At 36.0% G+C, this 14,047-nt stretch carries 18 protein-coding genes; 5 read left to right on the top strand and 13 right to left on the bottom strand.

Annotation, left to right across the window (positions count from 1 at the left end):
- Positions 1-422: 422 nt before the first annotated feature.
- Positions 423-1,712: a C40 family peptidase gene (locus FSZ17_RS13615; RefSeq protein WP_057770926.1), complete on the bottom strand. Its 1,290-nt coding sequence runs from the start codon at positions 1,710-1,712 to the stop codon at positions 423-425.
- 308 nt (positions 1,713-2,020) lie between these two features.
- Here FSZ17_RS13615 and FSZ17_RS13620 point away from each other — a divergent pair, with 308 nt between their 5' ends.
- Complete coding sequence (locus FSZ17_RS13620; RefSeq protein ID WP_057770929.1) at positions 2,021-2,287, top strand: hypothetical protein; 267 nt, start codon at positions 2,021-2,023, stop codon at positions 2,285-2,287.
- 81 nt (positions 2,288-2,368) lie between these two features.
- Here the strand turns inward: FSZ17_RS13620 and FSZ17_RS13625 are convergent, their stop codons facing one another.
- The 8 genes from FSZ17_RS13625 to FSZ17_RS13660 all read right to left on the bottom strand — a co-directional run bounded on the left by FSZ17_RS13625 (position 2,369) and on the right by FSZ17_RS13660 (position 7,755).
- On the bottom strand, positions 2,369-3,229 hold the full coding sequence (locus FSZ17_RS13625; RefSeq protein ID WP_057770932.1) for a DUF421 domain-containing protein: 861 nt from the start codon (positions 3,227-3,229) through the stop codon (positions 2,369-2,371).
- Positions 3,230-3,246: 17 nt separating this feature from the next.
- On the bottom strand, positions 3,247-3,453 hold the full coding sequence (locus FSZ17_RS13630) for a DUF1657 domain-containing protein (RefSeq protein ID WP_057770934.1): 207 nt from the start codon (positions 3,451-3,453) through the stop codon (positions 3,247-3,249).
- Positions 3,454-3,512: 59 nt separating this feature from the next.
- Positions 3,513-3,716 (bottom strand): DUF1657 domain-containing protein, encoded by a 204-nt coding sequence (locus FSZ17_RS13635; RefSeq protein WP_057770936.1) that lies wholly within the window; start codon positions 3,714-3,716, stop codon positions 3,513-3,515.
- A gap of 233 nt (positions 3,717-3,949) precedes the next feature.
- Positions 3,950-4,621, bottom strand: coding sequence for a GNAT family N-acetyltransferase (locus tag FSZ17_RS13640; protein ID WP_057770937.1), 672 nt, complete (start codon positions 4,619-4,621; stop codon positions 3,950-3,952).
- Positions 4,622-4,643: 22 nt separating this feature from the next.
- Positions 4,644-5,309 (bottom strand): GNAT family N-acetyltransferase, encoded by a 666-nt coding sequence (locus FSZ17_RS13645; protein WP_057770940.1) that lies wholly within the window; start codon positions 5,307-5,309, stop codon positions 4,644-4,646.
- A 2-nt stretch (positions 5,310-5,311) separates the two neighbouring features.
- Complete coding sequence (locus FSZ17_RS13650) at positions 5,312-6,190, bottom strand: carbon-nitrogen hydrolase family protein (protein WP_057770941.1); 879 nt, start codon at positions 6,188-6,190, stop codon at positions 5,312-5,314.
- Positions 6,191-6,529: 339 nt separating this feature from the next.
- Positions 6,530-6,958 carry a threonine/serine exporter family protein gene (locus FSZ17_RS13655; RefSeq protein WP_057770943.1) on the bottom strand — a complete coding sequence of 143 codons (429 nt, stop codon included), beginning with the start codon at positions 6,956-6,958 and terminating at the stop codon, positions 6,530-6,532.
- 41 nt (positions 6,959-6,999) lie between these two features.
- A complete protein-coding gene (locus tag FSZ17_RS13660; RefSeq protein WP_057770945.1) occupies positions 7,000-7,755 on the bottom strand; it encodes a threonine/serine exporter family protein in 756 nt (251 codons plus the stop codon).
- Positions 7,756-7,991: 236 nt separating this feature from the next.
- On the opposite strand from FSZ17_RS13660, the gene chrA reads away from it, so the two are divergent.
- The 3 genes from chrA to FSZ17_RS23770 all read left to right on the top strand — a co-directional run bounded on the left by chrA (position 7,992) and on the right by FSZ17_RS23770 (position 10,032).
- Positions 7,992-9,185 carry a chromate efflux transporter gene (chrA, locus tag FSZ17_RS13665; RefSeq protein WP_057770947.1) on the top strand — a complete coding sequence of 398 codons (1,194 nt, stop codon included), beginning with the start codon at positions 7,992-7,994 and terminating at the stop codon, positions 9,183-9,185.
- Between the two features lie 215 nt (positions 9,186-9,400).
- On the top strand, positions 9,401-9,730 hold the full coding sequence (locus FSZ17_RS13670; protein ID WP_057770949.1) for a hypothetical protein: 330 nt from the start codon (positions 9,401-9,403) through the stop codon (positions 9,728-9,730).
- A 71-nt stretch (positions 9,731-9,801) separates the two neighbouring features.
- Positions 9,802-10,032, top strand: coding sequence for a hypothetical protein (locus tag FSZ17_RS23770; protein ID WP_057770951.1), 231 nt, complete (start codon positions 9,802-9,804; stop codon positions 10,030-10,032).
- Here FSZ17_RS23770 and FSZ17_RS13680 read toward each other — a convergent pair.
- Entirely contained in the window at positions 10,000-10,551 is a 552-nt protein-coding gene (locus tag FSZ17_RS13680) for a hypothetical protein (RefSeq protein ID WP_057770953.1), read from the bottom strand. The genes FSZ17_RS23770 and FSZ17_RS13680 overlap by 33 nt on opposite strands.
- A gap of 304 nt (positions 10,552-10,855) precedes the next feature.
- On the opposite strand from FSZ17_RS13680, the gene FSZ17_RS13685 reads away from it, so the two are divergent.
- A complete protein-coding gene (locus FSZ17_RS13685; RefSeq protein WP_057770955.1) occupies positions 10,856-11,311 on the top strand; it encodes a DinB family protein in 456 nt (151 codons plus the stop codon).
- A gap of 96 nt (positions 11,312-11,407) precedes the next feature.
- Here the strand turns inward: FSZ17_RS13685 and trpA are convergent, their stop codons facing one another.
- The 3 genes from trpA to FSZ17_RS13700 are packed head-to-tail and all read right to left on the bottom strand — an operon-like array spanning position 11,408 to position 14,024.
- A complete protein-coding gene (gene trpA, locus FSZ17_RS13690) occupies positions 11,408-12,202 on the bottom strand; it encodes a tryptophan synthase subunit alpha (RefSeq protein ID WP_057770956.1) in 795 nt (264 codons plus the stop codon).
- On the bottom strand, positions 12,202-13,407 hold the full coding sequence (gene trpB / locus FSZ17_RS13695; RefSeq protein WP_057770959.1) for a tryptophan synthase subunit beta: 1,206 nt from the start codon (positions 13,405-13,407) through the stop codon (positions 12,202-12,204). The genes trpA and trpB overlap by 1 nt, the downstream gene beginning before the upstream one ends.
- Entirely contained in the window at positions 13,404-14,024 is a 621-nt protein-coding gene (locus FSZ17_RS13700; protein WP_057770961.1) for a phosphoribosylanthranilate isomerase, read from the bottom strand. Before FSZ17_RS13700 ends, trpB begins: the two co-directional genes overlap by 4 nt.
- Positions 14,025-14,047 lie beyond the last annotated feature (23 nt).

The raw sequence follows: 14,047 nt of genomic DNA on the forward strand, positions 1-14,047 counted from the left end.
ATTAAACTTCACTGTTGATTTCCGCTTCAGGCACTTAGCGATCGCGGGCGGTCCGGGAGCCTCCTCGTCACTATCGCTCCTGCGGGGTCTCCCTTTGACGCGCTCTCCCGCAGGACATTGAATAAGCTTCCTTGAAAAATCACCGCACTCAGGAAATGCGTTAGCATTTTCGGGGAACTCGCGCCTGCAGCGAGAATCAAAAACAAAATAGCATTATCAACACTGAGATTTAACACAGCCAAAAAATTAATAATTCATTATGACTTAATTTCTGCATATCTTAACCCTTATGCGATGCCTTCATATGTTTTATGTTATTTATTCACAATTCCGCTACATCCTAACGGGTGGTTTGAACCATTTATAAATAAATAAACTGACCACAGAATTTTGTGGCCAGCTGTTTATTAGAAAAACTATGATTAAAAGATTCTTACTACACGTCCATTAAATTTATCTTTCCAATATCCACTGCTCATATTAGCGATCGCTACACCTGTTGAGCTTTGAGAGCCGATGAATTTTCCACCGCCAATGTATATTCCAACATGCCCATCCTTTTTATACGTGTCAAAGAATACAAGATCGCCTGGTTGCATATCACTTGATGAAACTTGTCGTCCAGCATTTTTTAATGACTCTGTATAGGCTGGTAAGCTAACTCCAGCTTGGGAATAAGCCCATGATACGAAGCCTGAACAGTCAAATCTGCCATTATCAATGTCACTTTGAGTTCTTCCTCCGCCAAAAACATATACTGAATTACCAATGTATTTGTAACCTGCTGAAATAACTGTATTAACGTTTCCTTTTGCAGGTTTATTGTTTTCATGCTTTGGTTTTTCAAAATTATTATTATTACTATTACTATTATTTTTATTTGATTCATTGTTTCCAGCTGATGAATTAGAGTCAGAAGGAACTGATGAACTTTGTCTTGCTGGAATTTTCTTACTAGCTTCCATTCTTTCTTGGATTTCATTTTGTTTAGATGCTAGTTCACTGTCTTGGATTTTTAGATTTGTCTTTAAATCTGTAATCTCTTTTTCTTTTTGTTTAAGCTCATTTTCTAGATCACTATTTTTTTGCTTTTGCTCATCCATTAATGAACGCATGCCAACTAACTCAGTTTTCATATTTTCTAAATCTGATAGCTTCGTTTCAATAGTTGCCTTTTTTTCTTCTAATGCTTTTTTATCAGCATCATGCTGAGCTAAAATATCTTGGTCAGCTTCAGCAATTTTTGATACGGCTCCAACTCTTTCAATGAAATCACCAAAGCTAGTTGACCCAAGTAGTACTTCTACGTACCCAATCGGGCTATTTCCATTCTGCTGGTAAGCAACAGCACGTTCTTTCAAAATTTCATTACGTTTATCAATTCTCTCTTGTATTTCTGCCAATTCTACTTTTAACTTTTCGACTTCTGCTTTTGTACTAACGATATCTTTTTCTGTTTTTGCTATCATATTGTTATTATCAGCAATTGCTTGATTTACTCGATTTATTTGTGCTTGTAATGTAACTAATTCTTCAAGCACAGCTGACAATTCTTGATCCGCTTTTGAAAGATTAGTTTGAACACTTGATCTTTGTTTCTGTAATTCTACATTTTGACTATGTAAAGATGCTGCATCAACTGACGGAATTACAAATGCACTACTTAGACCCATTATTAATGTCGTGTTTAAGATTACAAGTTTCTTTTTCATTCCAATTCCTGCCTTCCAAATGTGTATAGATCTAGCTGATCTTTGGCATATGTATCTCGAATTAACTTACCTGTCTTATGATATGATTATGTATATATAGAAACACTATTTATCGTTTTTCGTTTCCTTCAAAGAGAATTATAGCATCCTAATTTAACAGGACTATTTTAGTTATATTACAAAAGTATTTCAATCAGTGCCATCTACTTCCAATTCCACAATAAAAATACATAATTGATCTTTTACTTTATGAAATATAGTAGCAATAATAAAACCAAAAATAAGGGGTTTATGAGGAAGCAGTTAAGTTGAAGAGTGTATTATCAAGAAGAATCCATGAATTGGAATTAGAAATGGAACGTGTAGCTTTTTTTAAAGTGGAAAAAGGCAATGAAATGCAAAAACAAGCTAGAACTTTAATGAATGTTAAGCAAGATATTGAAATCACAAGGAAAGTCTTTCCAATTCTAAAGGTTGATGACCAAAATTCGTTTTTTATTATATCCTACTGTAAAGCGCTGTCCCGAAAGCAAAGGTGTCAGGCACCACGAATAATATTCAGAATCAATAAGTGAATGGGATTCTAGATAGAATATTAAGTGGATGCAAGACACCCTACGGGACAGCCCTTTTTAAATTTTTGATTTATGTAAGTATTAATTAGTTAAATATGGACTCAAAATACTGATTGCTTCATTAAGCTTTTTTGCATTTTTTCGATACATTTTTTTTGCATTTTCAGATTCAGTTTCTAATTCAAAAATCTCCATATCTGCTTGGCATTTTTTGAGCATTGCCATTAAAAGTGGCCTTGTTTGAGGATTTGGCTGTTTCATTTTATCATCGTAAAGATCCACCGTTAAATCTCCATATGAATCCACTTGCCCATAAAATACATTATCAAGTGTAACCTCTAGCTTTTCTAATTCATTTGTTAGCCATTTTAGCGATTTCCCAGCTGATGCAAGGGAATCGTATACAATATGTCCGTCTCGTATGACGGTTTGCGGAACTTTATCATTCGCGACCTTAACGTTAAGATCTTTAGGCGTAATTGGCCTATTCTCCTTTTTTAACAAAATACTTAAATCACCCGTTGGTTCTAAAACGGCAAATTCAACATCAGCTAGACTAAAAACATCTTTCTGCCGAAGCAATGTCGTAAGCTCATCTGTAGAGTATTTTTCCTTCTTTAAATTATCTTCCATTATTTTTCCATCTTTTATAAAAATAGTCCCTTTGCCTTCAACAAAATCACGGAATGAATTGCTTTTTAATGAAATGAAACCAACGGAAAGAGTGACTAAACCAAAAATACCAATAGCCAGTATACCATGCCCAATATTTCCATCCAGTCCCATAATTACTTCGCCTGCAATACTGCCAATGGTGATTCCAGAAACATATTCGAAAAAGGAAATTTGGGAAATTTGCTTCTTTCCTAATATTTTGGTCATGATAAATAAAACAAAAAGGAATATAAATGAACGGACAATAATCTGACTCCAATCTGACATTTTATCACCTCTAATTCTTAAGATCCTTTATATTGCGGTTCTTCTAACAACATTTCATTCACGCGAACTTGAAGATCTTTCTTAATTTCATTCATCATAATCATTATTTCATGAAAGGTTCTTTGTGCCTCAGGATCTTGTGAATTTAATGCCAAAATTGAAAGTTGAGATTCAATTCCTTTAATTGTAGATAAGCTTTGTTTAACATTAGAAATAACAGTCATGAATTTTACTCCAATCTAAAAATGTTGAAAAGGCTGGCTAAGAGCCAACCAATTTAATGCTATTGTTTGTATTGTGGTTCTTCTTGTTGAATTTGCTGCAAACGTGGTTCTACACTGTCAATAATCGATTGTGTTTGCTGTGCAGCATTTTTATATAATTGCTTTGCCTGTTGATTATCTGTAGCCAATGCAAATGTTTCAAAGCTGGCCTGAGCACTTTTTAACCCGGCAATCGTCTGTTGGACTTCTGTACTTACTGTCATTACTTTTCCCTCATTCCTAATGAAAAATAACTTACAATAGCTATTATTTCTTTTTTACTTAGGATTATGATTATTATTATTGGTAATTTAAGAAGGGCAATAAAATAAATCGAGGAAAGATTACAAAAAGGATTATTTTTCGCGAGGGAGAATGTACCATATTAAATGATACTTGCAAAATAAATAATGAGTCGTTTAAGTTCACCCCCGTGTTTTAACGGGGGTGTACTATTTTATAATGGTAACAAGCGTATTTTTTCTTTACTATTAATTTCTTCAATCATTTGAACCCATTCCTGGGGCTTGTTAGATAGCACTGAATAATAGGTGGTTAAAAACTTCGCTACTAAAGAAGCTGGAATTTCAAATACATTCTCCTCAGTTGGCATAAAGCATAAATCAAGGCCTTTTACACCCTCTCCATCATTTTTCCAAGATGGGTGTAAATACGATAATTCAATGCGCTTATAGCCAAAATGTGATAGAACTTCACGGCGAACAAAAGGGTTCATTGGCTTAACTCCGCCAAACTCGTGATCGTCTAACTGATATGGATCATAAATTTCGGCGAACATGCCAAAAAGCTGATTTCCATTAGCATTAGCCAATTCCTCTAAATCCTTTTGACGATTTTGTGCTAAAAAACGGCCAATGCTTAATCCTGCATGTCCAATGATTGTAAAATCTGTCATAGCAATATTCCAATCAGGATAATATCTGTATTCAGTGGCTCCAACAACCTCATCATCATGGACAGCAACAAAAACGCGAATTCCTGGATCTTCTAATGGCTCCTTCCATAGTTCAAATTCTAGAACTTCTTCGGGAGGAAAAACTTCTTTCATCAAATCATGCATTTTCACAAATAAAGGATCTTCTATATTAGTTATTCTTCTATAATCCATATGCTTTTTCTCTCCTCTTCCCCTATTTAAATGGATTTTTCCATTCCATCAATACTGCATGATTATGAGATTCCTCATCATCTATATAGTCTTCAATTATGGATACAGGCGTTCTGCCACATTTAAGTAGAAAAGTAATAACAGGGTCCTTACTTTCTCCCTTGATAACGGATTCAACGTATTGAACTGGTGTCATCTTATCTGATTTTTGAGCATACCCTGGCATTCTTCCTCCACCAAGTAATCTTTCTAATCCAAGTTGGACGACAACCTGATACATCGCTTGCATCATATAATAACCAAGACCAAGCTTACGAAACTTCGGCCTTACACTAATATCAACGATATACAGAGTGTTACCTTGTGGATTATGATTTCTAATATAACCGCTATCCGTAATCTCTTCCCAATTATGTGAAGGATGTGTTGGATCAAAATCAACACAGACTCCTGTAATGGAGCCTGCTAATTGACCTTCTACCTCAACACAAAGTGCCCCTTCTGGAAATAATGTAGCATGATTCTTCAGCTGATTCTTATTCCACCATAATTCAGCTGGAAAAGGCGGAGGAAAGCATTCAGTCTGAATTTGGATCAGCTCATCAAAATCAGATTGCAAATAATTGCGAATGACAATAGGAATTGGCTTCTCCTGATTAAAGGCATAAAACTCGCTCTTATATGGCATTGTTATACCTCTTCAGTATTCAGTTTTTCCCAATCTGTATATAAGTCTACTCGGCGATCTCGCCAAGTTGTGACGGATCCTTTTTCCCGAACTTCGTATAAAAGACTTAAATCAAGGTCAGCCGTAATGATCATATCATCATTAATCTCCCCTTCCACCATAATTCCTTTTGGTGGGAATGGAACATCATTTGGCGTAATAACAGCTGCTTGACCAAAGTTGCCTCGCATGAAGTCCACAGTCGGCAAGGAACCAACTGTACCTGTGACAACAACATACACTTGATTTTCGATGGCACGCGCATGGCTAGTATAACGAACTCGATGAAATCCATGGCGGTCATCTGTACACGATGGACAGAAAATGACATCTGCTCCCTTTGCCTTGGCCATCCGAACGATTTCCGGAAATTCTATATCATAACAAGTGAGAATGGCAATTCGACCTTTGTCAGTATCAAAAACCTCTAATCCTTCACCAGGTGACATATTCCATTCTTCAACCTCTGTTGGTGTCATATGCAATTTCGCCTGTTCAGCGATTCTTCCATCTGGATAAAAAAGATGAGCAACATTATTCAAGCGGCCATTATTATTTATCACATGTGTGCCGCCTATAATATGCATATTTGTTTCTTTCGCTAATTGAGAAAATAAATTTCGATATTGTTCAGTAAAACCAGGAAGTTCATTAATGGTAAGATTTTTTCCTTGATGACTTCCTATAGATAAAAGCTGAGTCGTAAAAAATTCAGGAAACAAAACGAATTCTGAACCAAATTCTTGTGCAGTTTTAATATAATGTTCACACTGCTTGGCAAAATCCTCAAAAGAATGAATTGTATGAAGATGATACTGCACTGCAGAAACACGTAATTTCAATGTCATCCCCCTTTTCTAATAAAGTGAAACTTCAATCAGTGGGGGTTTTCCTCATCCCCCACTGATTGTTAGTTGAACTTATCGGGCCTTTACGGGCAGTTGATCCCCCACTTACTCTTCATTGTTTTACTCGAATCATTGAAGTGGGGGTCTTACTGCCCGTTAATCTGCGATAAACATCAGAGATGAGTTGTAAACTCAATCAATATTGATTATTAAATATTTCTTCTTAAATAACAATACTCAATTAAAAATTATTTGAATTTTAAATAAAAAAAACCAAGAAAGCATTGCCTTTCTTGGTTTTTAAGCTTTTTTAGGAAAAGTTTTCCCATTCATCTATTTAAATTTAATTTTTAGTATGAGTTGGTTTAACACTTCAGAAATAACAAGTCCTACTGCAATCGCACCAGATATCATGAACGCTTTGGCAGCAAGTTGTATAGCCATATTATAATCATTTTCAACAAAATGACGCATTGCATCATACGCGGTCCCACCGGGTACTAGTGGAATAATTCCCGATATACTGAAAATGATTATAGGTGTTTTATACATTTTAGCAAAGATTTGACTGATAATAGCAATAAAAAAAGCGGCGATAAATGATGCCAAGACAGCATCATAATCATATTCCACAAGACATATATAGACAAACCACCCTGCCATGCCGACAAATCCACATTGAAATAGTGTCTTTTTAGGTGCATTGAAAAGGATGGCAAAAGCGGCTGTGGCGACAAAGCTTGTTATTAAATGTACAATCATTTTTCGATATCCTCCATTATTCAATTACGAACATGCAGTTCTTAATAAAAAGCAAAAACAATAGCTATTCCTGTTCCAATCGCACAGGCAGTTAAAAATGCTTCCGCCCCTTTTGATAATCCAGCAACTAAATGTCCAGCCATCAAATCTCTTACTGCGTTTGTGATTAAAAGTCCAGGCACAAGCGGCATGACTGATCCGATAATAATTTTATCCAGTTGAACCCCTATCCCTAATGACACAAGTATATAGGCACTTAAGCCTATGACGACAGATGCCATAAATTCAGAGAAGAATTTGATCTTTACCAAATTATGAATATATACGAAGCAAATAAATCCCAGCCCACCTGTAATGATAGCAGGAATAAAGTCTTTCCACTGTCCTAAAAACATCATTAGGAAGCAGCCGCTAGAAATGGCTGCAGCGAGAATTTGTTGGTATAACGGAAAGGTGTAGTTAGCTTTTTCTATATCCATTAATTTCTTAAAAGCTTCATTCGCACTTATTTCTCCACTGCTAATTTTCCTCGATATGCCATTAACTACTGTGACCTTATATAAATCGGTTGTACGATCATAAATTCTAATGAGCTTAGCAGGCTCTGTTCCATCAATTGAAAAAATAATTCCAGTTGGTGTTACATAGCTATGTGATGAAGGGATGCCTAATGATGCAGCAATCCTAGTCATTGTATCTTCAACCCGATATGTTTCTGCTCCACATTGAAGCATGATTTTTCCTGCAAGCAGGCATAAATCGATCACTTCAATTGTTTGAGGAAGTTTATTTTCCATATTTATCCCCCTATTTAATCCTTATATTGATCACAAACTCCACTAGATAAAATTTATAGTTAAAATTGAAATCGAATTTTATGAAATGCTTAATTACTATAAGACCAAAAGGAAAGATTTGCAACCTTTTATACAATTTAAAATGTAAAGATATTTTTAAGATTTATTCACGTTCATTACTAAGAATCTTTGATATTGTTAGTATATTCAATGAGGAATAAAAAAGGAGAAGATAAATGATTCAAAAGCATCGAACAAAAGGATTTACATCATTGTTAGAAATATTGTTTGTTTCAATGAGGCTAGGACTTACTTCTTTTGGAGGACCCGTTGCACATCTTGGCTATTTTCATAATGAGTATGTACGAAAACGAAATTGGCTAGATGAAAAAAGCTATGCTGATTTAGTTGCTTTATGCCAATTTCTACCTGGTCCAGCTAGCAGTCAAGTCGGGATTGGCATTGGAGTCATACGTGGTGGTTTTATAGGCGGAGTAGTGGCTTTTCTTGGCTTTACAATGCCTTCTGTCATCGCATTGATTTTATTTGCTCAGCTTTTAGATGGCATGGATATAACAAATGCAGGATGGATCCATGGATTGAAGATCGTTGCTGTAGCTGTTGTGGCACATGCTATTTTAGGAATGGCACAAAAGCTCGCACCGGATTTAAAAAGGAAAGCTATCGCTCTTTTTGCGATTATTGCAGCTTTATTATGGCAAACGGCTTTTATACAGGTGGGCATCATTTTATTGTCTGGATTCATTGGGTTTATTCTCTATAAAAATGATAAAGAACTAGAAGAAAATCAATTTCATTTTCCTATTTCAAAGCGTTTAGCTGCAGGAAACCTAATCCTATTCTTCGCCTTGCTTTTTGCTTTGCCAATCTTAAGTAGAAGCTTGTCCATAGATTGGCTCACTATGTTTGACAGTTTCTATCGCTCTGGCTCTCTAGTATTTGGAGGAGGTCATGTTGTTCTTCCATTGCTTGAACGTGAATTTGTTCCATCCGGCTTTATTAGTGAGGAAGCCTTCCTAGCTGGCTATGGTGCTGCACAGGCAGTGCCTGGACCTCTCTTTACATTTGCAGCTTATATTGGGGCGGTCATAAATGGCTGGCAAGGAGGATTACTAGCAACCTTTGCTATTTTTTTACCTGCTTTTTTATTAATCATTGGTACTTTGCCTTTTTGGAATATTCTTCGAAAAAATCCAAAGATTAATGGCGCTTTGATGGGGGTTAACGCTGCTGTAGTCGGGATATTAATTGCTGCCTTTTACCACCCAATTTGGACAAGTTCTATTTTTGAACCAGTTGATTTTGCATTTGCTTCATTATTGTTCAGCATGCTCGTATACTGGAAGCTGCCTCCTTGGATCATTGTTTTAACAGGAGGAGTAGGTGGAGTTTTTATTGGAATGCTATAATAATTCAAAAAGCTGCATAGTTTTTGCAGCTTTTTTTAATTATTTGTATTTATAAGGGCACTTCGAGGATGATTTTTGTTCCTCGCCCTTTTGTGGATTGAATGGAAAGGGTTCCTCCGATTAGACGTCCAAAACAGTGCTTATTAAATAGAATACCAAATTTTCTGAAACTTATCCTTAAGAGATTCGTATACAAGTAAAAGGAGGATTTCATTATGAAAAAGAATATTATCATTTTCCTTATTACATTAATCATCGAAAGCGGGTTAACATTTCTAATCGCCTCACTGCTTTCTATCCGCTTTATTGAGATCATGTTTTTCGCAGGGGCTGCATTTTCTGCATTTACGATTTGGTTTTCCAGCAGCGGTGGAGCAATGACAAAATTTATTGATAGTCAGACAAGCGCAAGAACTGGATTAATTACTGAAAGAGAAGACTTTAAATTACAACCTAATTATGCAGTCTTCGCATCCATCCTATTCCTAATTATCGGTTTGATCTTTTTCATTTTATTGTTAACGAAAGTCATCCCTCCCGCTTAATGAATAGAGATTGACGAACATATTCACCAGATATATGATGATAAGGATATCTATAATAAGGAGTGATACATTTGGCTAAATCCAATGCAAAAAAAATTCGTGAAAAATCTGTTCGTGAGGGGAAAAGAAATCCTGAAGCAAATCGAAGCCCTTTTATTTTCGCGGATATGAGGACAAGAAAAACGAAGACTAAAAAAGATTATCTATATTGTAAAAAATATAAGAACCAATCACTCAATCAAAGCAGTGATGGTTCTTATTTTTTACCCTTATTGAGCTTCAAGGTATTTTTCACGATATGATAAATAGTTGTGTAAATCTCCTTGGTAAATTAGCCTGTGAGAGGATGCTTCTTTAAGGTCTTGCGGAGTTATCATGCATAGATGCTTATTCGTTTCGAGGAGCCTTCCTTCCTTTAAAATCATCGCAACAAAATGAGAGCAAAAAAATGCATACTTTCTATGAATTTGTTTATTTAATGCGATAGCAAACAAGCCGATTAAGTTATATCTATATTTTTGCTGATTATCGTCTATTTCTTTTATCAATTCCACCATTCGATGATATTGATTATCCTTAACTGTAAAAACGTATAGCGCGCAAGATGCATTTCTAAAAAGCTCTGAACGAATATCTTCCTTTACAAAGCCGCCAATAAAGGGGTTTCTTGGACGTTTTCTTCCAAAACTGTATACCTCTGTCAACTCACTATCAAAGCTAATTGAAGCATGATTGAGGCATTCCTTCGTATATAATTTTATCATTCTAGTAAACAATGTTCCGGTATCGGTAAGCAGAAGATATACCCTTCTATCGCCCATAAATAACCCTCCTGCAAAATACTTCTCGGATAGGATTTTTTTGCCTGTATTCTATCCATCTGCTTCCATTTAATCAAACTATTTTCCATTCATAAAGACACTAGAGATTTAAATTTTTATAAGACTAGAGGCGTATTGACATTCTTCTAAATCCATTTTCATATCCATTATTATACAAAAATTATTGATCTTTGGGAATTAAAACATTTAGTCATTTTGGAATATTGAATATTTCTCCTTGCAGGATTAATATAATCTGTGATGGAATTTATTAATGAAACTTAATTTTCGAGGAGGCGTTTAAATGAGTCAGCTTTTAAAGCATTTTTTATCGCACCGTAACGTTACAAATGAATTAGTCAAAAAAATCGAGGAGTCTAATTACTCCTATAAACCAACTGAAACTTCAATGAGCACTGAAAAACTTGTTACACATATGTACACTTCCTATTATAAATTTATTAAAACGGTGAAGGTGGGAGATGGATCCCCTTTTATGGAGAAATTAGAGCATCCAGAATTTAATCTTTCACAATTAGGTGAACATTACACAGAATTATCAAAAGAGCTTCTCGAATCCTTGACAGAAGATGAGTTGAATCGTGATATCGATATGACAAAAATATTTGGAATGAATGTAACAGGCCACCAAATGGTGCAAATGGCAATTGAACACGAAATACATCATAAAGGCAACTTGTTTGTATATGTACGGGAAATGGGGCACATTGAGCTTCCACTATATATGAATGTAAAATAAAAATTATCGGAACGGACTTGCCTAATTGGAACTGCCCCACATCAAACTGGAGATTACAGTTTAATAAAGCAAGTCCGTTATTCTTCTATCAAACTTCTATAAATCTTTTAAACTGTTTTTTACTGTTTTCACAGCATTAATTAATTCTACAATCCCATCTAAATCTCCTTGGTTAAAAAGCTCTATAATTTTGCTGCCAACAATAACTCCGTCACAGTATTGAATTATTTCCTGTACATGAGTTGAAGTGGAAATACCAAATCCCGCTAAAACAGGCAAATTGCTTATGTTTTTTACTTTTTTCAAGTGCTGAAGAAGTTGTTCATTAAATCCTTGTCTTACGCCAGTAATCCCATTCACTGTAACTGCATATAGAAATCCCTTTCCCCTGTTAGCGATATTGTGAATCCGCTCAAGCGGGCTTGTTAAAGAAACAAGTCTTATTATCTCAATACCCGCTTTATCCGCATGGCCAGCAATAATATCCTCCTCTTCAACTGGCAAATCGGGCAGAATCAATCCATCTACTCCAGCTCGAAAGCTATCTTCAATGAATTTTGGTATTCCATAAGCCAATATAGGATTCATATAGGTCATGATGATTAAAGGAATATGAACAATGGGGCGAATTTCTCCTATGGTCTGTATGACTGCTTTTAATGTTGTGCCATTTTCTAATGCTCTTAATCCAGCTTGCTGAATAACGGGTCCATCTGCAACGGGATCTGAGAAGGGTATGCCGATTTCAATCGCAGTTGCACCTGCTTTTTCTAAAAATGTTATGCGCTCAGGTAAAGATTGTAATCCTCCATCACCTGCCATAACATATGGAACAAACGCCTTCCCATTATTATTTTTCAATTCTTGCATAACCTTATGAATTCGGGTCATTACTCATTACCCCCTAATCTTGCTCTCACTGTTTCTACATCCTTATCTCCTCTGCCAGATAAACAAATCACAACTCCATCATCACGATTCATTGTAGGTGCTAGCTTTAGTGCGTAGGCAATCGCATGGGAGCTTTCCAAAGCAGGAATAATTCCTTCTAATTGACAAAGCAGCTTTAAAGCTTCTAATGCTTCTTCATCTTTAATGGATTCATAATGTACTCTGCCAATATCCTTTAAATGACTATGTTCAGGTCCTACGCCAGGATAATCAAGTCCAGCTGAAATAGAATGTGCTTCTTGAATTTGTCCGTTCCCATCCTGAAGTAAATACATCATTGCTCCGTGCAGAATACCTGGTTTCCCCTTTGTCATGGAAGCTGCATGCTTATACGTATCAATCCCTAATCCAGCTGCTTCTACACCAAATAATCGAACTGTTTCATCCTTAATAAATGGATAAAACATTCCCATAGCATTACTCCCACCTCCGATACAGGCAACAACCGCTTCAGGAAGCTTACCTTCTTTCTCAATAAATTGCTTTCTTGTTTCATATCCGATTACACTTTGAAAATCACGAACAATCATTGGAAAAGGATGTGGGCCCATAACTGACCCTAGAATATAATGAGTATCTTCTACATTTGTTACCCAGTAACGAAGAGCTTCATTAACTGCATCTTTTAATGTAGCACTCCCTGAATTTACACTTATTACCTTTGCACCTAGGAGCTCCATTCGAAAAACATTCATCTGCTGTCTATGAATATCCTCAGCTCCCATATAAATCATGCATTCTAAGCCTAGCAGTGCACAAGCAGTGGCAGTTGCAACTCCATGCTGTCCGGCTCCAGTTTCCGCTACGACCTTCCTTTTCCCCATTCTTTCTGCTAATAGAGCTTGCCCTAATGAATTATTAATTTTATGTGCACCAGTATGATTGAGATCCTCCCGCTTTAAATAAATTTTTGCCCCCTTCAAATGCTCCGTTAAGTTATGGGCAAAATATAATGGGGTTTCGCGACCAACATAGTCTTTCAAGAGTCCATGAAGACTCCTTTGAAAGGATGGATCTGCCATCGCTTTTTTATATTCGATTTCTAATTCAAGAACAGCCTGCATTAATGTCTCTGGAACATACCTGCCTCCGTATGCACCAAAATGCCCTCGTTCATCAGGCAATGTGTAAGTTAATGACGTCATAATACTTCCTCCTTAAGTTTTTTAGCCCTTTCTATAAAGCCATTTATTTTTGCTATATCCTTTTTTCCATTTGTTTCAACCCCACTGCTGACATCGACCATGTGTGGGTCGGTTATTTCAATGGCTCTCAAAATATTTTCACTCGTTAAACCGCCAGCAAGTATGATTTTCTTCCCCTCTAATTGAACATTGTTAAGAATGCTCCAATCAAAGGCGACTCCGTTTCCTCCATGGTATTTGCCTCTCGGACTGTCCAATAGAAAATATTCACATGAGAAATGTTTCATTTGCTGTAAATCAGCGGTTGTTTTGATGCTTAACGCTTTTATCACTGGGTTAGTAAACTGTGTGCAAAATTCAGGTGTTTCATCTCCATGAAGCTGAATGACATTAATGCCAGTTTCATTCACTATATTTTGAATAACTTCCACTACCTCATTTACAAACACTCCAACCTTTAATACTTTTTTGGGTAGCTGTAAGATGATTTTTTTTGCCATTTCGGGAGATATTCTTCTTTTGCTATCAGCAAATACAAAACCTATTGCATCCGCTCCAGATTGGACGGCAAATAATGCCGTTTCGAGATCTGTAATGCCACAAATTTTTACTTTCATTTGTCCTACACCTCTTTTGAAAT

Source organism: Cytobacillus dafuensis (genome assembly GCF_007995155.1).
Lineage (GTDB): Bacteria > Bacillota > Bacilli > Bacillales > Cytobacillaceae > Cytobacillus > Cytobacillus dafuensis.